Source organism: Flavobacterium seoulense (genome assembly GCF_000695795.1).
GTDB classification, from domain to species: Bacteria; Bacteroidota; Bacteroidia; order Flavobacteriales; family Flavobacteriaceae; genus Flavobacterium; species Flavobacterium seoulense.
In genome coordinates this window covers 141,851-161,005 of sequence record NZ_JNCA01000006.1, presented here as the reverse complement: position 1 = coordinate 161,005, position 19,155 = coordinate 141,851, and the positions used below count along the sequence as shown (strand labels likewise).

Sequence of the window (19,155 nt, the reverse complement as noted above, 5' to 3'; positions counted from 1 at the left end):
TGATAACTTGTATTAAAAAAACAAACAATTGCTACAATTCAATAAAAACTATTTTGTATTAACCGTTTTATCATTTCTGGTAGAAATTCTAATTGCATTATTTCTACATGACGAATTTATACCTTATTTTGGCGATTTTTTAGTGGTAATTTTAATCTATTGTTTTATAAAATCGTTTTCCAATTTGTCCGTTTGGACAGTGGTAATTGTTGTATTATGCTTTTCTTTTTTTGTTGAATTCAGCCAAAGATTTAAATCTTCTTTAAAAACTTGGTTTGGAAAACTCTGAAATAGCAAAAGCTATTCTGGGTAACTCCTTTTCATGGCTTGATTTGTTTGCCTACATCACAGGAATTTTTATCATTATTATTATCGAAAAAAGTTATTTTAAAAATTCTCATTAACTCAAAACGGCAGTTTTCATACGTATAAGTACAAAAACCGCCGTTTTTAAAAAAGGGTTTGACTATTTTATGATGCCAATGGCATTTTATAAAGCAATTCCACCAACGGATCGTGAATATCCGAATTGGTATGTTTGTAAAGCTCAATTTTTAATTTCGAAACAACACTGCTTCTTTTACTTTCGTCTAGATTTCTCAATCTGTTTCTCAATAAATCAACTGTTGGATATTTAAAAAGTGTCGATTTAAGTCTATTGATAATGTAATTTGCGTCCATGTCTTTTATAATTATATATTAATATTAATTGTTCTTTTCTTACTGCCAAATTAGGAATCAAGTAAGAAAATAGTGTTATATTATTATCATATTAATTTATATAATTTTAAACTCAATACATTTTTATACTTCTTTTCAACGCATTCTTCTCGTGTTTAGTAAATACGAAAAATCGTATTTTAAAATAAATTATTTCTATATTTGGTGTTAACCAAAACAGTTTTTGCTGTTTAAACCAAAAAAACTATTCAACTGATAAGCAACTAATTAATCTTAAAATTAGATTTATAAAAACTATCATGAAAAAACCATCAAAGAAAATTGATACAAAAACCATCACTACACTTTTCTGGATTTTCTTCTTGTTTCCAATATTTACCATCCAGTCACAAGAAAATAATTTAAATATTTCGAATACCTCATTTGCCGAAAAAATATACCTTCAATTAGATCGAAAAGTGTACACCAATGGCGACACCGTTTGGTTTAAATGCATTGTTTCAAATGCTTCCGAACATATTCCTTCAGCTTTAAGCGGCGTATTATATGTAGAACTAATTGGTGCCGATGAAAGCATTCGCCAAAAAAAAATAATCAAAATAGAAAATGGTATTGGTCAGGGAAATTTTGAATTAGACAAAAAAATTCCAAAAGGCAATTATCTTATTAGGGCTTATACACAATGGAATCAGAATTTTGACAATACTTTTATGTTTGAAGAATACATTCAGGTATTTACAAATGAGAATCAAAACCATGAAGCAATACAGAACATTAAACTCGTAAAAGACGAAGCTAATAATGATCATTTAGAAGTATTTTTCAATCCGCAGCTTATTGATTCACTTCAAAAAAACAAACTCACCGTATTTGTAACTGTTGATGATAAAAAAGACACATTAGTTATTAAAAAAGAGAAAAACAAATACAATCTCGATTACAGTATTAAAAAGGAAAGCCAATTTGCCACCTTAAAAATAGAAACCGAAAACAAGAAAAACTACACTAAAACCTTCGTTTTAAACAAAGATTTCCTCGATTTACAGTTCTTTCCTGAAAGCGGAGAATTAGTTAACGGACTCACTAGCAGAGTTGGTTTTAAAGCTTTGGATGCTAACGGAAAGGGAAAAGTTATCGAAGGCGACATCATTGATGAAAAAGAAAATATTCTCACTTCATTTAAAAGTAATTCGCTTGGAATGGGAAGTTTTATTATCAATAACGTTGATAGTTCTCAAAAATACTATGCCAAACTAAAACTAGCTTCAACAAAAGAAAAATCACAATTATATCCTTTACCCGCAGTTGTTGCTACCGGAAATACTTTAGCCGTTAATAAACAAGGCGATAAAGTCCTGCTCAAAGTTGTATCGAACTACATGAAAAACGACAGTATTTTTGTTCGGGTTTCATTCAGAGGTACTGATTTGTACGAAGAAAAAGTAAGCTTGATTCAGGGATTTTATCAGTCATTAATTTCAACTGTTCAAATTCCCGAAGGAATTATTTCTTTCACCATTTTGAATAATGAAAAACATCCCATTGCAAGAAGACTTTATTTTAATGAAAAACCACAAAACAGATTAAAAATTGATCTTTTGGCTGATAAAAACAAATACAGCAAGCGCGAATTGACTAATGTAAATATTCAGACGACAAATCACAATCAGGAACCTGTAAAATCCAATACTTCCCTACTTGTTATCAACAAGGAAGAATTAGGAAATATGCAAAGTGTACGTCAAAATATATTGTCTTATTTTTTAATAAATTCTGAATTAAAAGGAAACATCGAAAATCCGGGATATTATTTCAAAGATAACACCAGTAAATATTATGATTTAGACGTACTCTTACTCACACAGGGCTGGAACAAATACAACTATTCTAAACAAGATAAACCACTAACAATAAATCCTGAAAGATCACTAACCGTATCGGGCAGAGTGAATAATCTTTTTTCAGAAAAAAAAGGTAAAAAAGATGTCGAATTAACGATGATGACTTCTGGAAAAAACAGAGCATTTTATAAGCAAATAACAGATAGTCTGGGACGATTCAACTTTAATTTGAATGACGAATTTGGCAAAGAAATAGCTATCTTAATCCAAACTGCTAAAAGTGGTGATAGAAAAATAAGCAATTCGGTTACTTTAGACAAAAAGAAATCGCCAGCTGTTTTTTTTGAACACAATAAATCAATTGAACAAGTAGACAGTATCGTAGAGAAATTCATCAAGAAAAGTAAAAAACAAAAAGAAGTAGAAGAAAAATTCAAACTGCAATTTGGCGGAATTCTTTTAAATGAGGTCAATATTAGTGGTAAAATGGCTCCTAACAAACAAAAAGTAACCGAAAAATACGGTAAGCCTAATACAGTAATCAGTGGTAAAGAAATCCTGTCTAAAGAAAAAAAATGGTCTTACGGATTGTACAGCGTATTACTTTTTAATTATCCTGATAAGGTAAGAATTGAAAGAATGCCTGATCAAAATTTATACGCCACTGTAAATAACGAGGCTACCCTTGTTCTTGTTGATGGTATTGTTATTCCTTTTCATGATTACGTACATATTCCTAATATTTCTCCAAGTGAAGTAAGCAGTTTTGAAATTATCGAAAACCCAAACGGCTTTTCAACGCTTTACTGTGAAGTATATCGTGAACTTTCTGGTTGTGAATTTGCTGCTCCCGCCTGGGGAAACATTATCGCAATCTATACACATGCTGGAATAGGTCTTGGAGGCGCACAAAAACCAAAAGGATTAACACAAACTTCTATTCCGGTTTTTGCCGAATCTCAGGAGTTTTATGCTCCAAAATATGAAAATATTCAAGCAGACGATTGGCAACATCCGGATATCAGAACTTTAATTCACTGGCAACCAATAGTAGTAACTGATGATTCTGGCAAAGCAACGGCTTCTTTTTACAATACTGATAATAAAGGCGAAGTAATGGTGGTTGTTGAAGCAATTTCAGACACTGGTGAAATTGGCTATCAGGAATTGAATTATGAAATAAATGATTAATTAAAACTAAAAAAGATGATATCTGTAATTGTTACCTACAAAATCAAAAAAGAATTTCTTGAGCAAAACAAAGCCAATATTGAAAAGTTCATACAGGATTTTGAAAAACTGGATGCTACACAATTTGAATACAAAATATTCACAAAACAGGACGGCTTAACGTTTGTTCATCATTCTTTATATAAAAATGAAGCGATTCAAAAACAACTGTTAAGCGTTCCTTCTTTTCTCCAATTTCAAAAACAAAGAGACGAAACAGGACTCGACGGAAAAGCGCAAATCGAGATTTTGAATCTTTTAGCGTCTTCGAATGAAAAATGGAAAAAATAAATTTCTTGGCTATTAAAGATTAAATAGCTTTAAATTTGTTTTTTAAAGCTATTTAAACACTTACTCAGAAATGATTCCAATTCGTTTTTTAGAAAAAAGAATACTGTTGTTTGCCTTAGTAATTTTCTTTAGCCAATGCAGTACACTAAAAAAAGACAACGAACATTTACAAGAATTAATTTCGGCTGAACAACTTAGAAAAGATGTCGATTTTACCTATCAAAAATTCCAAAAACTGCATCCCAACCTGAATTATTACATTAGCAAAGAAAGGCTGGATTATAAATTTGACAGTTTAAAAACTACGATCAATACTCCGTTAACTCCGCTTGATTTTTATAAAAAAATCAGTCCTGTTGTGGCTTCTATCAGGCAAGGTCACAGTTATCTATTAGCTCCCGAAAAGAAATTTTCGAAAAAAGAAACTAAGGCAATTCTAAAAAAAGGAATTGGTCCTTTTTCGCAATTTGATTTCTCTTTTTACGAAGACAAATTGTATGTCATTAAAAACAAATCGAATAATAAAACGATAAAAGCAGGTACCGAAGTCGTTTCGGTAAACGGTATAAAACCACAGGATCTTATCAATGAATACAATCAATTTTACAGTTCGGATGGTTTTAATACGACTTTAAAAAAACGAATTGCTGCCAAACGTTTCGTTACTGGTTTCACCACGCAATATGGTATTAAAGATAGTTTACAGTATGTTTTTAAATTGAATGATACTGTAAAGAACATTACAATCAAACGATTTAAACTCGATAGCATTGAGAAGAAAAAAACTAACGAAACACCCAAAATTATCCCTTTCGATAAAAAAAGACAACAGGCAATAAAGAGAAAAAAACGCATTAATGGCTACGACAAAACGACCAATACCTATATTAAAAATCTTGATTTTTATCCAAAAGACAGCAGCGTAGCCATCCTGAAAATCAGAAGTTTTAAAAAAGGTAATTACAGGAAATTTTACCGAGAAAGTTTTGCCGAAATTGAAAAACATAATGTAAAAACCTTAATTATCGATTTAAGAAATAATGGCGGCGGAAGGTTGAGCGAAATTGTCAATTTGTACCGTTATCTTTCTGATTCTACTTTTGTTTTTCTACAAAAATCCGAAGTCGTTTCACGTGCCAGTTTGTTTGAAGGTGCTTATTTCAACAAAGGATCATTTCCTGTAAAGGTTGTAAAAGGTATTTTTTCTCCCTTTGTTTACGGTTATTTGCTATTTACAGTTCAAAAAGATAAAGACGGAAAACATTATTTCGCAACCGATACGAAACCCAAAAAAATCAAGTCCAATGCTTTTAAAGGTAAAATTTATGTATTAATTAACGGGTCTAGTTTTTCGGCTTCGAGTATTTTATCTTCTAATTTAAAAGGTTCAAAAAGAGCCACTTTTGTAGGCGAAGAAACCGGAGGCGATTACAATGGAACCGTTGCCGGTTTTATGCCAATTATAACTTTACCAAATTCGGAACTAAAAGTCCGAATTGGAATTATGAATATTGCACCATATTATCAAACCGAAATCTTGGGACAAGGTATTTTTCCCGATGTTTCGATAACTCCCACTCTCGAAGATCAAATTCAGGGAAAAGATCCGGAACTGAACTGGATTTTAGAGCAATTAAAGAAATAATTCGCATCTAATTGTATTCTTTTTCAAATAATCAGATTTTTATTTTAACGCTATTATTGATCGCTATTACTTTAAAAATCACTACCTTAGTAGTACAACATTTAAACATACAGCAATATGAATCATGTAAAAGAATTAAATAAATGGGCGAATGCGCACAGTTATTTTACCTTAGATTTAGTACGAATTGCACTGGGCGTGTTTCTATTCGTAAAAGGAGTTCATTTTATTACGAACATCCCTTATCTTGTTGATTTAATTTCTCCAATTGACAAAATTGGAGGCGGAATGTTCCTAATCCATTACATTACTCCTGCCCACATGATTGGCGGAATAATGATTGCTTTTGGATTACTGACCCGATGGGCTATCATTGCACAATTGCCTATTTTAATTGGTGCTGTTTTAGTCAATTTTATGGGCGAAATGCACTCTGAAAGTCTGTTTCTTGCCTTAGCTACACTAGCAGTTTGTATCTTCTTTTTATTCTACGGAAGCGGAAAAAACTCTGCCGATTATTATTTTAAAATGTATCAATAAGATTGTTCGAATAAAATACATTCGCCTTATACTACCAAGCCCGATATTGTATCGGGCTTTTTTTATGTGTTGTATCGAAATAGATTTAGAACTAAAATTCGAAAAAAATCAACTTATATACATTCCATTTTAGAGTATTTCATCACTACTTAGTACTTAAGTATATTTTTAAAAAATTAAAAATCAATACATTAATTTCAATTTATGTTTTTACACCTATTTTTTATTGTTTTCTAAAATAAATGAAATTGGTTTAAAAAGCTTCTTTTTGTTGCGTTAGAAATAAGTTATAAGTACAATTACGTAAGTATGTTTGCGGTATAATAATTCAACAAAAACTAACTTTAAAATCAATGTTATGAAATTACTTAAAACACTTTCTTTATCAATAATAGGATTAGTGAGTACTGGGGCAATGGCTCAGGAATTTAGTTCTGATATTCAAATCAGACCCCGATATGAATACACAAACGGTTTTGGAACTTTATTAACTCCTACTACTAGTCATACTTCATTTGTAGGACAACGTACAAGAATTAACCTGAACTACGGAGACGAAAAACTGAAAGTAAAAGTTGCTTTGCAAAATGTACGCACCTGGGGAAATGTGAATACCCTAGGAAATATTTCGACAGATAAAAACGGAATAGCATTGTATGAAGGATGGGCGCAATATAGTTTTACTGATAAATGGAGTACAAAAATAGGTCGTCAATTAATTTCTTATGACAACCAAAGAATCATTGGCGGATTAGACTGGGCCAATCAGGGACGTAGTTTTGATGCTGCTTTAATCAAGTACAAAGGAGCGAAAGACCAATTGGATTTAGGTTTTGCATTAAATGCTGATTCAGAAGGAAAAGTAGCGCCTTCTACTCCATTTACTACTGATTTTAAAGATATGCAATATGCTTGGTACCATACCAACATCAACAAATTAGGAGTTAGTTTATTAGCTTTAAACTTAGGAAGAGAATATTTAAAAGCTCCTTTTGATATGGAAACTAATTATTCTCAAACTTTTGGAACTTATGCTAATTACGCTGGAAAAAAAGTAAGTTTTGATTTTAGTTTCTACGGACAAACAGGGAAAATTGGAACAAATGAAGTTTCAGCCTGGGAAACAGCAGCTAATTTAGGTTATGCTTTTTCGCCTAAATTCAAAGCGACTATAGGATATGAATTTTTATCAGGAAAAGATCAAAATTCGACTTCAACAGTGGTAAAATCATTCAATCCTGTATTTGGTACTAACCACGCTTTTAATGGTTTTATGGATTATTTTTATGTAGGAAACCATGCTAATTCTGTTGGTTTACAAGACGTTTCTTTAAAATTAGATTTCCCTATCAAAAAAGTAAACCTTTCAGTAGCACCGCATTTATTTTATGCTCCTAATAAAGTATTTTCCGGAGCAGTGGAACAAGATTCTTATTTAGGAACTGAGGTTGATGTAACAGCAGTTTATAAAGCAAGTAAAGACATTACACTTATTGCCGGATATTCTCAAATGTTTGCTTCAGAAACCATGGTAGCGCTTAAAGGTGGAACCGGATTAAAAGATACTACTAATAACTGGGCGTATTTAATGGTGAATATTAATCCACAAATATTCTCTTTAAAAAAATAACAAACATTAACTTCCTTTTTAGCCCCGCATAATCTTAAACTTACCTACTTATATAAAAATCGAAGCCTCAAAACTTCGATTTTTTTTATGCCTTTTCCGTATAAAATGCTAATCTTGCAGGAATTCTAAAATCAAAATGCAATGAACATCGAAGAGCTTGTAGGGAACTTTCAAATTATAGGAAGTAATCAGGATGCTGAGGAAAACAATTATAAAGGAACGCTTTCTTTAACGTTGGATTCCAACAACAGAATTAAAGCAAAATGGATCATCAATAACGACCAACTCCAACTTGGCAGTGGCTTTTTTAGAGATAATATTCTGGTGATTAATTTTAATTACGAAGGCGAAGATGCTCAAATCTATAAAGGCGTTGCTGTTTACCGTTGTTTATCTAAAGATTTGTTGGATGGTTTTTGGTCTGAAAAACACGGGAATCCTTTATATTTAGGAAAAGAACGTTGTTTTAGGATTTCGGAAGCAGTTAATTAGTATTCAGTTATAGAAATCTGTAAACAAGATCTTAAACTAATTTTTTGTAAGATTTATTTATATATTAGCAAATAAAAAAACCTTGACAGTTATCATACATATCTACCCAAATTTAGGCAGCTTTGTATGATTTTGTCATACATATAAACGAGTTAGGCATCAGTTCAACCGAACTGACTCAGAAAAAATAACGTTTTTTCATAATACTTAAATTTAAAAGATGATTAAAAAGACAACCGTCTCAATAATGTTAGTCTTATGTTTTTATTCTTGCGGTAAACAAGAAGCAAGCCCTGTAACATTAGAACCAAAATACGAATATGACCCAAATTCAGAACAATATTCAAAAGCTTCTGATACTTTAACTCAATATGAAAACACAGTCGTAAAAAAAGCAGAACCAACACTAGATGAACAGTTTGAAGTATATCATTATATATACTCTAATGGAAATGTTACAAAAGCAGAAATTAATGTACTTTTTGTTGATGGAAAGAAACACGAATTACAAATAATTATTGATACGCCTGATGGACAAAATGCTGAAATTAACCTTATTAATCCAGTAAGTTTAGGTGTTATAAAAGGGATGGACAGTTATATATATACCTCTACATCTGACAACAACAAACAAGTGAACGTATATTTTCATAATGGACGTAAAATGATGGGTATGACTATGGGCGACCAAAGTGTTGTTTTTATGAATACTCCAAATTATAAAGAGTAAAATATTTCTAATTTTATCAAACAAAAAATATAAAACATAATGGAATTAAAAGATTTGATTAAGAAGTATTACGATTCTAACGATAAAACTGAAAAATCAGAATTAAGAACCGAAATACTTAAAAAGAAAACCAAATTAGATTTACCAAAAGCTTTCGAAGTTCCTATTTTAGCTCACTATGATACGTTCATAATGACCGGAAAAAAAACGTCTTTAGAATCTATGCTCCATTTTGTTTCTTAACAAAACCGAATTATTGCGCATAAAGAACCGAATGCCTAACAGCCACTACAACGGATTTGGGCAATTGGCTTAATGGAAAGTTGGTTTTGTATTTGTAAAATTGTCCATAATATAAAAAACGTACTTCTTTAATCCCAAACTTGAACATTAGCTGTCATGTTATGAAAAACATAAAAAAATGGAATTAATAATACGAGCCGGAATTTTGTGTGAACTCGATGAAATACAAAATCTGTTTTCTGAAACTATAACTTTTGTTTGCCATAATGATTACAATCAAAACCAAATTGAAGCTTGGAAATCTTCAGTAGAAAATTTGGAACGCTGGCAAAACTTAATTCAAAACCAATACTTCATTGTTGCAGAACTGAATAATAAAATTGTTGGTTTCGCATCTTTAGATAAAGGAAATTATGTTGATGTTCTTTTTGTTCACAAAGATTTTCAAAGAATGGGAATCGCGCAGAAATTGTTTGACAAATTAGAAAATGAAGCAAAGCGCTTAAAGAGCTTTGTGCTATTTTCAGACGTAAGCAAAACTGCTAAAGCTTTTTTTGAGAGCAATGGTTTTAAAGTTTTGTTGGAACAATTACAAATTCGGAAAAATGTTGAAATCGTAAATTATAAAATGCAAAAGCAATTAAGTACGAATGACTAACATCCGGCATACCTTTCTATTAATTTGGCATATGATCCAAAAAAATCCCTGTCGTAAACTACAACAGGAATTTAAACAAACAAAACAAGATCAAACTAATTTTTATATTTCATTCCCATATCTTCAATAGAAAAATGATCGATTAATAAATGTAACAAACGGTCTCTAAGCTCAATATATTCGGGCATTTTTACAATTTCGATTTTGTTTCTCGGCCTTGGCAAATGCACCTCAACAATTTCTTTGATAGTTGACGATGGTCCATTATTTAAAACTACAATTCGATCTGAAAGGAATAAAGCTTCTTCAATATCATGGGTAATCATTATAATCGTTTTTTCACGATTGTCCAGATTCCATAGTTTTAAAACTTCAAGCTGCATGGTTCCTTTGGTCAAAGCATCAAGCGCTCCAAAAGGCTCATCCATTAACAAAACTCCCGGATTAATGGCAAAAGCACGGGCAATAGCTACCCTTTGTTTCATTCCGCCCGAAAGCTGTCCTGGTAATTTGTCTTTATGTTCAAACAAACTAACCATTTTAAGATTTTTGGCTACTATTTCATGCTTTTCTTGAGTTGTTCCTTTCACTACCGAATCTACTACCTGAAATAAGTTTTGATACACCGTTAACCAAGGCAAAAGTGAATAATTCTGGAAAACAATTCCTCTGTCTGGTCCCGGTCCTTTAATGTTTTCATTGTTTAACACTACTGAACCCGTCGAAGGTGTTAACATTCCTGCAATAGCATTTAAAATAGTTGATTTTCCACAACCTGAATGTCCAATAATTGATATGATTTCGCCTTTTTGAATTGATAAATTAATATCTCTTACAGCTGTATATTTTCCTTTTGGTGTTGGAAATGAGATTTCCAAATCTTTGATTTCTAAATAACTCATGATATATTTTTTTTAGTTCCTAAGTTTCTGAGATTCTAAGTGCCTAAGTTTTTTTGGTTACTGAGTTACTAAAGACTTAGCAACTCAGAACCTTAGTAACTTAACAACTTTTTTTAAGCTTTATAAGCTACTTTGCTTTCGATATAAGTAAATAATCTATCAAAAAGTAATCCCACGATACCGATGATAATAATAGCTGATATTACTTTTTCAAGACTTAATGCATTCCAGCTATCCCAAACAAAAAATCCAATTCCTGCTCCTCCTGATAACATTTCGCCGGCTACAATTACTAACCAGGCTACACTAATACTCAATTTTAAACCTGTAATAATATGAGGTAAACTAAACGGAATTAAAATTTTAGTTAAATATCTCATCTTAGAAAATCCAAATGCTTTGGCTACATTTTTATGATCCTGAGGCAAAGAAGCAATACCAAAAGAAGTATTAATCAATGTTGACCATAATGAAGTGATGAACACAATAAAAATAGTTGCCAAACCGGTGTCTTTAAAAACTACTAAACCAATTGGGAACCAGGCTAATGGTGAAACCGGTTTTAAAAGCTGTACTATTGGGTAAAATATTTGTTTGCAGATAGTACTCGCTCCCATCAATATTCCTATAGGAATAGCAACTAATGAACCTAAACAAAATCCTAATAATACCGTTTTTATAGAATTGAATAATTGCAATCCTATTCCTTTGTCATTAGGACCATAATCATAAAAAGGGTCACTCACCATTTCGTATAAAACCGTTAATGTAGCTATGGGACCAGGTAAAGCATCTTTAGTAATGCTGCTCAATAATTCCCAAAGTCCGCCTACAATAATTAATCCTAATGAGGCTAAAAACAATGATTTCGATTTTGTAATTGTCTTTTCAATCAGTGCGCTTAATTTTTCATTTCTGATAACTTGCTTTCGAGCTGTGGCTACAGAAGCTGTTTTTGCCTCCTCAAAAGTTCCTATTGTTAATGTATCTCTATCTGACATAATTCAATCTGTTTTAGTTTAACTTCTTTGCTTGTTTTGTTTTTCTTGTTTTGAAATCATCCCTCCCTTTCGAGAGGGATTATATGCTGTTATTTTTTAACCACTTTTAAGTAAGCTGCCGGATTTGCCGGATTAAAAACTGTCTTGTCCATTGTAAGTGCAAATGGTTTCATATCATCAGCAGGTACTTTTATTTTCATACTTGCTGCTACTTCTTTATACAAATCCTGTAGAATTAACTTATCAGCTATTGCTTTGTAATTTGGTGCCGTTTTCAAATATCCAAATCGTACAAATTGTGCCATTGCCCATATAGCGTGCGATTTACGAGGATAATTAACTGTTCCACCTTTATAAAAAGCCATTTGGTCTCCTTTGTAAATCTTTTGTCCAAGTTTACAACCTAGGTTATATTCACCATTCAATCGATCCTGAATCACATCATTATTCGCATTTACATAAGGAGCTCTCCCTATAATATCAGCTGTTTTTTTACGATTAGCAGGAACATCAAGCCAGATACAGGCTTCCATTACGGCTTTCATTACTTTTTTAAGATCTTCTCTTCTTTTAGCACTGAAATCTTTGTTTACAACCAATGCTTTTTCCGGATGATCTTTCCAGATATCCTGAGTAGCAATTTGTGTAAAACCAATTCCCTGCATAGCAGCAACTCCTCCCCAAGGTTCTCCTACACAAAATCCGTCCATATTACCTACTTTCATATTAGCTACCATTTGCGGAGGCGGAATAGTAATAATTTTAACCGCTTTTTGATTCAAACCTGCTACCGACATCCAATTTCTCAACCATAAATCATGTGTTCCTCCCGGAAAAGTCATGGCAAAAGTCACTTCTTTCTCTGCTTTTAACTTAGCTGCCACTACCGGAGTTACTTTAGCCATATCTTTGAAACCTACTTTTCCACAAAAATCGTTAGATAAGGTTACCGCTTGTCCGTTTACATTCAGCATCATGGCAATTTTCATTTCTGATCCTGCTTTTCCTCCTACTCCTGTATATACTGAGAAAGGCATTGAGTACAAACAATGTGCTCCGTCTAATTCTCCTGTTAAGATTTTATCTCTCACATTAGCCCATGAAGATTCTTTAGTCACTACTACATTTACACCATATTTTTTGAATAATCCTAATTCTTTAGCCATTACTATTGGCGAACAATCTGTAAGAGGAATAAATCCTAATTTTATTGGTTCACCTGACTGCGCATTCGTTTTTATAGTAGTTAGAGAAAATACCGTTATTAGCGCTCCTAAAAATACTTTCGAAAAGAACTTTGCTGTTTTTTGAGTTGATTTTTTCATTTCCATGATTTAAATGTTTTTGTTTTTGTATAAAGCAAATTTACGTAAGTACTAATACGTAAAAACCATTTAAAACCCATCCTAAAACAGCTTTTAAACACTAAAAACAGAGTAACAATAACCACTTTAAATATTGCTAAAACGCAACAAAAAATAATTTTCCTAATAAATACAAGGGATTACAAAAATCAAGTACGTAGTATTAAATCCTTAACAGCTACTTAGATTAGCTTTTAAAAATATTCATTTACAAAAAAAGCCGAACAATTGTCCGACTCTTTACTTATAAAACGATAAACCTATTATTTCCAATTAAATTTCTTTCTCCATCAAATAATCCTCCATTAAATAACCGTGTTCTAATTCAATATCAATTTCCTCAATAATTTGAAAACCCAGTTTTTGATAAAAACCTAAGGCTTTATTGAAACGGTTGACATTTAACAGCAGTGTATCGGATTTGTCTTCTTTTGCAAATTGAGCTATAGCATCAATCAACAACTTTCCAATTCCTTTTCCTTGTGTTTCCGGAAGAATGTAAATTTTATGAATTTTAGTAGCGTTTTGGTTTTGATAATGATGTTCGAAAGAAGCAAAACCTAAACAAATATTATTTTCTTTTGCAATGATAAACTCATTACCGTCTTCTATATTTTTTAGTAAAGCTGCATTAGAATAAAAAGCATTAAGCATATACTCTAATTGAGCTGAAGACAAAATGCTTCCATAAGTTAGCGGCCAGGTTTGATGTGCTATTTGACTGATTATTGGTAAATCAGATGTAGTAGCTTTAACTATATTTATCATTAATCATTCGTTTGTAAAAATTCTGTTCTCCTGTTCGCTCACGCGAATAAAAGTGGTTCTTTTTGTGAGTTCTTTTAACCGTGAAGCACCTACATAAGTACAGCTGCTGCGTAAACCTCCTAAAATATCCAAAACTGTATCGGTTACATTTCCTTTAAAAGGAATCGTTACTGTTTTTCCTTCACTGGCACGATATTCAGCAACACCTCCTACATGTTTGTTCATTGCAGTTGCAGAACTCATACCATAAAATTGTTTGAATTGTTTGCCTTTGATTTCTAATAATTCACCTCCACTTTCAGCATGTCCTGCGAGCATTCCGCCCAGCATCACAAAATCAGAACCTGCGCCAAAAGCTTTAGCAATATCTCCCGGAGTCGTACAACCGCCATCACTAATGATATGTCCGCCCAATCCATGAGCAGCATCGGCACATTCTATAATTGCCGAAAGTTGCGGATACCCCACACCCGTTTTTATTCTCGTAGTACAAACCGAGCCCGGACCAATACCCACTTTTATAATATCGGCTCCGGCCAAAAGTAATTCTTCTACCATTTCACCAGTAACTACATTTCCGGCTATAATTACCTTATCGGGAAATTGTTTTCGGGTCTGTTTTAAAAAGTTCACAAACTGCTCCGAATAGCCATTGGCAACATCAATGCAAATGAATTTCAATTGCGGATTAGCATTGATAATTTCGATTACCTTTTTAAAATCTTCTTTTCCTGTTCCTGTACTAACGGCTATATAGTCGTAAAATTCAGGAGAAACTGTCGATAAAAAATCATTCCATTCTGAAACCGAATAATGCTTATGAATGGCGGTGAACAATTTATGTCTGGCTAATTCTTTAGCCATTTCAAAAGTTCCCACCGTATCCATATTGGCTGCCATAATGGGAATTCCATCCCATTTAGCGGTACTGTGCAAAAACTTAAATTCCCTTTCTAAAGAAACCTCAGCTCTACTTTTTAGCGTAGAACGTTTGGGTCTTATCATTACATCTTTAAAGCCTAATTTCAAATCGGTTTCTATTCGCATAATTATCACTTTTTAAACGGTTATTGGAAAATAACTTTTATTATTCTTAAAAGTAATGAATTTTATGCGAGAATTATGCAAAGAAAAAACAGACTTATCAACTATATATTAACCGTGAATGGTTTCGCCTTTTCCGTAATTAGAAATAATTGATTCTTCAAATTCCAGCCATTCTCTCCAACGCTTTTCTACATCAATTCCTTCGCCATATTTTCGGGCATAGGTAATAAAGGTAGTGTAATGCCCCGCTTCGCTTTCCATCAATTCTCTGTAAAAAACTGCCAATTCTTCGTCCTGAATATTCTCAGAAAGCACTTTGAAACGTTCGCAACTTCTGGCTTCAATCATAGCCGAAAACAATAATCTTTCTACCAAACCTGAAACGCGGCTTCCATCGGCACTTCTTTTCATGTATTGGTACAATTCGTTTACATAATCGTCTTTTCGTTCGCGACCTAATTTTAATCCGCGTTTGATGATGATGTTATGCACTTGCTCGAAATGATCAATTTCTTCTTTGGCTAAAGCCAATAAATCTACAACCAAATCCTGATGCTCTGAATTATTGGTAATAATCGTAATAGCATTCGTAGCCGCTTTTTGTTCGCACCAGGCATGATCAGTCAGAATTTCCTCTATGTTTTTCTCTACAATATTTACCCATCTTGGGTCAGTTGGCAATTGTAATCGTAATACGCCCATGTCTAAAAGGTTATGAGTTATAAAAACAAAAGTCGAAAGTCAAAATTATGTTTTCGACTTTCGACTTTTAAAAATTTAGAATTTGTTATTCTTAGAAAACGAAAATAGCTCTTTCGCTCATCATTTCGTTTACTTCTTCAGCAACTTCTTCAATAACATCTTCGTTAGTATGATTTGTCAATACTTTGTCAATCATAGCTACGATAGTTTCCATATCTTCTTCTACTAAACCACGAGTTGTGATTGCAGCAGTTCCCACACGGATACCAGAAGTAACAAATGGAGATTTGTCATCAAATGGAACCATGTTTTTATTTACAGTGATTTCTGCTTTTACTAAAGCGTTTTCAGCTTCTTTTCCAGAAATTCCTTTGTTTCTTAAGTCAATTAACATCATGTGGTTATCAGTACCTCCAGAGATGATGTTGTATCCTCTTTTTACAAAAGCATCAGCCATTGCATTAGCATTCTTTTGTAATTGACGAGCGTAAGTAAAGAACTCATCTTGCAAAGCTTCACCAAAAGCAACCGCTTTAGCAGCAATAATGTGCATTAAAGGTCCACCTTGATTTCCAGGAAAAACAGCTAAGTCTAATAAAGCCGACATCATTCTGATTTCTCCTTTTGGAGTAGTTAATCCCCAAGGATTTTCGAAATCTTTACCCATCAAAATCAAACCTCCACGTGGTCCACGTAATGTTTTGTGAGTTGTAGTAGTTACGATATGACAGTGAGGAATTGGGTCATTCAATAATCCTTTAGCAATTAATCCTGCTGGATGAGAAATATCAGCCATTAAAATTGCACCTACGCTGTCAGCAATTTCTCTGAAACGGGCAAAATCCATATCACGAGAATAAGCCGAAGCACCTGCGATAATTAATTTTGGCTGCTCTTTAGTTGCAATTTCCTGAATTTTATCGTAATCTAAACGACCTGTTTCTTTGTCAACACCATAAAAAACTGGGTTGTAAACACGTCCTGAGAAGTTTACCGGAGAACCGTGAGTCAAGTGACCACCGTGAGATAAATCAAAACCTAAAATAGTATCACCAGGCTTTAAACAAGCGTGAAATACAGATGCATTAGCCTGAGAACCTGAGTGAGGCTGTACGTTAGCATACTCAGCTCCAAACAATTCTTTAGCTCTATCAATTGCAATTTGCTCAACAATATCAACTACTTCACAACCTCCATAGTATCTTTTACCAGGATATCCCTCTGCATATTTATTTGTCAAAACTGAACCAGCAGCTTCTATTACTTCATCACTTACAAAGTTCTCAGAAGCAATAAGTTCTAACCCATGTATTTGTCTGTCTTGTTCCTCAAGAATAAGTTCAAAAATTTGTTTGTCGCGTTGCATTTTTTAGATTTTAAATATTTTAGCGCAAAAATACAAAAAAACGTTTGCTAAACAGTTAGATTATGATATATTTGATATAATAATTTTCAACAAAAAATTAACAAAACATGCCTATAACAGCTAACGATACCAAAAGAAAATCATGGATTGAGGTTCCTGAAAATAGTGATTTTCCAATCCAGAACATTCCTTTTGGTGTTTTCTTAACTAAAGAAAACGTTGTAACGGTAGGAACCCGCATTGGCGATTCTGCTATTGATTTAGGTGCGTTGCAACAGTTAGGCTATTTTTCAGGTATCGAATTGACCGATGATATGTTCATTCAGGATACTTTGAACGATTTTATATCTGACGGAAAAAAAACCTGGCGATTAGTTCGAAATCGCATTGCCGATATTTTTGACGAAAATAATCCTTATTTACGCGATAATCAGGCACATAAAGACATTTTGATATTTAAAATTGAGGAAGTTGAAATGCAATTACCTGTTTTAATTGGCGATTACACTGATTTTTATTCGAGTAAAATTCATGCTTCTAATATTGGAAAAATGATCCGTAACGAAGAAAATGCTTTGTTACCCAACTGGCCGCAAATGCCTATAGGTTATCACGGAAGAAGTTCTACAATAGTTCCTTCAGGAATTCCGATACACAGACCTATTGGACAAAGTTTGCCATACGAAGGATCGACACCTGTTTTTGGAGCATCTCATTCGGTTGATTTCGAATTAGAAACTGCTTTTATCACGACTGATGCTAATGTAATGGGAGAAATGATTCCTATTAATGAAGCCGAAGATTATATTTTCGGGATGGTGTTGCTAAATGACTGGACAGCACGCGATATCCAAAAATGGGAATATATGCCTTTAGGTCCTTTATTATCTAAAAATTTCGCCACATCAATATCTCCCTGGATTGTAACTATGGATGCCTTAGAACCATTTAGAGTAGCTAGTCCAAAACAAAATCCGAGTCCGCTGCCTTATTTACAACAAAAAGGAAAACACTCTTTTGATATTAATCTTGAGGCTTCCTTACAGCCTGAAAATGGAGAACCAACTATCGTTTCAAGATCTAATTTCAAACATATGTACTGGACCATGAACCAGCAGTTAACACATCATACTTCTAATGGTTGTCGTGTAAACTCTGGCGATATGATGGGATCCGGAGCTATTTCGGCTCCAACAGAAGAAGGTTACGCTTCAATGCTGGAGTTGACTTGGGCAGGACAAAAACCACTCAAATTAAACGATGGTAGCGAACGAAAATTTATTAACGATAATGATACGGTTATCATAAAAGGTTTTTGTGAGAACAGTCAGGTTCGAATTGGATTTGGAGAAGTTTCCAGTAAATTACTTCCTCCATTCGTTCGAAAATAAAATTATAACGTACAAAAAATCCCGTCTTGTTTAAAACCTGACGGGATTTTTTTTATTTTTTTGACTTCTTATCATGATGGTCTTCTTCGTGCTCATCACCTTCCATTACATCATAATCATCTGGAATTCTAATAATATCATCCTCTTCAATATCAGGTTCATCAGTAACCGGTTTTTCGTATGGATTAGGTTTATTTGGATTATGACCATCCCTAACTGTAAATCCCTGATCAGCATTTTCTTTTTGTTTATTCAGTTCACGATTCTTATTAGCTTTTTTATCTTCCATCTTAGTCCTTTTTTTAAAAATTAAAAAATCCTTGAAACAGCCTACTCTTTTTCATAATAAACTATGAAGTAAACCATTAATAAATTCAATGTTAATGAAATACTATTGGTAACAATTATTGGTAAATCATTCTTTAAAACACCGTAAACCACCCACAATGCAACTCCAAAAGTCAAAATACTAAAAGTTAACAGCGAAATATCCTTAACTTTCTTTGTTTTCCAAACCTTCCAAATTTGTGGTATAACCGAAATAGTAACACATATTCCGGCAAAAAATCCCAAAACATCTATAAATTCCATAGCTTTTCTTTGTGTATTTATAAATCATTTTTGAAATATTCT

The 19,155-nt window shown here is 32.8% G+C and carries 21 protein-coding genes; 11 read left to right on the top strand and 10 right to left on the bottom strand.

Features of this window, described 5'->3' with window-relative positions:
• The first annotated feature begins 142 nt into the window (after window positions 1–142).
• Window positions 143–289: a hypothetical protein gene (locus FEM21_RS16790; protein ID WP_394332864.1), complete on the top strand. Its 147-nt coding sequence runs from the start codon at window positions 143–145 to the stop codon at window positions 287–289.
• Between the two features lie 182 nt (window positions 290–471).
• Here the strand turns inward: FEM21_RS16790 and FEM21_RS03710 are convergent, their stop codons facing one another.
• The gene (locus FEM21_RS03710) at window positions 472–681 is read right to left on the bottom strand and encodes a hypothetical protein (protein ID WP_035657935.1); all 210 of its coding nucleotides are present in this window, start codon (window positions 679–681) and stop codon (window positions 472–474) included.
• A gap of 299 nt (window positions 682–980) precedes the next feature.
• Here FEM21_RS03710 and FEM21_RS03705 point away from each other — a divergent pair, with 299 nt between their 5' ends.
• The 9 genes from FEM21_RS03705 to FEM21_RS03665 all read left to right on the top strand — a co-directional run bounded on the left by FEM21_RS03705 (window position 981) and on the right by FEM21_RS03665 (window position 9,981).
• The gene (locus FEM21_RS03705) at window positions 981–3,713 is read left to right on the top strand and encodes an MG2 domain-containing protein (protein ID WP_035657933.1); all 2,733 of its coding nucleotides are present in this window, start codon (window positions 981–983) and stop codon (window positions 3,711–3,713) included.
• A 15-nt stretch (window positions 3,714–3,728) separates the two neighbouring features.
• Entirely contained in the window at window positions 3,729–4,043 is a 315-nt protein-coding gene (locus FEM21_RS03700; protein ID WP_035657932.1) for a hypothetical protein, read from the top strand.
• A 70-nt stretch (window positions 4,044–4,113) separates the two neighbouring features.
• A complete protein-coding gene (locus FEM21_RS03695) occupies window positions 4,114–5,688 on the top strand; it encodes a S41 family peptidase (protein WP_035657931.1) in 1,575 nt (524 codons plus the stop codon).
• 117 nt (window positions 5,689–5,805) lie between these two features.
• Window positions 5,806–6,228: a DoxX family protein gene (locus FEM21_RS03690; RefSeq protein ID WP_035657929.1), complete on the top strand. Its 423-nt coding sequence runs from the start codon at window positions 5,806–5,808 to the stop codon at window positions 6,226–6,228.
• Window positions 6,229–6,586: 358 nt separating this feature from the next.
• The gene (locus FEM21_RS03685) at window positions 6,587–7,858 is read left to right on the top strand and encodes an alginate export family protein (RefSeq protein ID WP_035657927.1); all 1,272 of its coding nucleotides are present in this window, start codon (window positions 6,587–6,589) and stop codon (window positions 7,856–7,858) included.
• A 141-nt stretch (window positions 7,859–7,999) separates the two neighbouring features.
• Window positions 8,000–8,350, top strand: a complete 351-nt coding sequence (locus FEM21_RS03680; RefSeq protein WP_035657925.1) for a hypothetical protein — start codon at window positions 8,000–8,002, stop codon at window positions 8,348–8,350.
• A 220-nt stretch (window positions 8,351–8,570) separates the two neighbouring features.
• The gene (locus FEM21_RS03675; protein WP_035657923.1) at window positions 8,571–9,080 is read left to right on the top strand and encodes a hypothetical protein; all 510 of its coding nucleotides are present in this window, start codon (window positions 8,571–8,573) and stop codon (window positions 9,078–9,080) included.
• A gap of 39 nt (window positions 9,081–9,119) precedes the next feature.
• Entirely contained in the window at window positions 9,120–9,323 is a 204-nt protein-coding gene (locus tag FEM21_RS03670; RefSeq protein WP_035657922.1) for a hypothetical protein, read from the top strand.
• 178 nt (window positions 9,324–9,501) lie between these two features.
• Complete coding sequence (locus FEM21_RS03665; RefSeq protein WP_035657921.1) at window positions 9,502–9,981, top strand: GNAT family N-acetyltransferase; 480 nt, start codon at window positions 9,502–9,504, stop codon at window positions 9,979–9,981.
• Window positions 9,982–10,076: 95 nt separating this feature from the next.
• On the opposite strand, the gene FEM21_RS03660 is transcribed toward FEM21_RS03665, so the two are convergent.
• The 7 genes from FEM21_RS03660 to glyA all read right to left on the bottom strand — a co-directional run bounded on the left by FEM21_RS03660 (window position 10,077) and on the right by glyA (window position 17,131).
• A complete protein-coding gene (locus FEM21_RS03660) occupies window positions 10,077–10,883 on the bottom strand; it encodes an ABC transporter ATP-binding protein (RefSeq protein WP_035657919.1) in 807 nt (268 codons plus the stop codon).
• A gap of 113 nt (window positions 10,884–10,996) precedes the next feature.
• A complete protein-coding gene (gene ntrB / locus FEM21_RS03655) occupies window positions 10,997–11,884 on the bottom strand; it encodes a nitrate ABC transporter permease (protein WP_081824628.1) in 888 nt (295 codons plus the stop codon).
• An 89-nt stretch (window positions 11,885–11,973) separates the two neighbouring features.
• Window positions 11,974–13,209: a CmpA/NrtA family ABC transporter substrate-binding protein gene (locus FEM21_RS03650; protein ID WP_035658143.1), complete on the bottom strand. Its 1,236-nt coding sequence runs from the start codon at window positions 13,207–13,209 to the stop codon at window positions 11,974–11,976.
• 312 nt (window positions 13,210–13,521) lie between these two features.
• Window positions 13,522–14,016, bottom strand: coding sequence for a GNAT family N-acetyltransferase (locus FEM21_RS03645; RefSeq protein ID WP_035657917.1), 495 nt, complete (start codon window positions 14,014–14,016; stop codon window positions 13,522–13,524).
• A gap of 3 nt (window positions 14,017–14,019) precedes the next feature.
• The gene (locus FEM21_RS03640; RefSeq protein ID WP_035657914.1) at window positions 14,020–15,063 is read right to left on the bottom strand and encodes a GMP reductase; all 1,044 of its coding nucleotides are present in this window, start codon (window positions 15,061–15,063) and stop codon (window positions 14,020–14,022) included.
• A 108-nt stretch (window positions 15,064–15,171) separates the two neighbouring features.
• On the bottom strand, window positions 15,172–15,765 hold the full coding sequence (gene miaE / locus FEM21_RS03635) for a tRNA-(ms[2]io[6]A)-hydroxylase (RefSeq protein WP_035657912.1): 594 nt from the start codon (window positions 15,763–15,765) through the stop codon (window positions 15,172–15,174).
• Between the two features lie 91 nt (window positions 15,766–15,856).
• The gene (glyA, locus tag FEM21_RS03630) at window positions 15,857–17,131 is read right to left on the bottom strand and encodes a serine hydroxymethyltransferase (protein ID WP_035657911.1); all 1,275 of its coding nucleotides are present in this window, start codon (window positions 17,129–17,131) and stop codon (window positions 15,857–15,859) included.
• Between the two features lie 107 nt (window positions 17,132–17,238).
• On the opposite strand from glyA, the gene fahA reads away from it, so the two are divergent.
• Entirely contained in the window at window positions 17,239–18,522 is a 1,284-nt protein-coding gene (gene fahA / locus FEM21_RS03625; RefSeq protein ID WP_035657909.1) for a fumarylacetoacetase, read from the top strand.
• Window positions 18,523–18,574: 52 nt separating this feature from the next.
• On the opposite strand, the gene FEM21_RS03620 is transcribed toward fahA, so the two are convergent.
• Both FEM21_RS03620 and FEM21_RS03615 read right to left on the bottom strand, forming a co-directional pair.
• Window positions 18,575–18,811 (bottom strand): hypothetical protein, encoded by a 237-nt coding sequence (locus FEM21_RS03620; RefSeq protein ID WP_035657906.1) that lies wholly within the window; start codon window positions 18,809–18,811, stop codon window positions 18,575–18,577.
• A 41-nt stretch (window positions 18,812–18,852) separates the two neighbouring features.
• A complete protein-coding gene (locus FEM21_RS03615; protein WP_035657905.1) occupies window positions 18,853–19,113 on the bottom strand; it encodes a SemiSWEET family sugar transporter in 261 nt (86 codons plus the stop codon).
• Window positions 19,114–19,155: the final 42 nt, after the last annotated feature.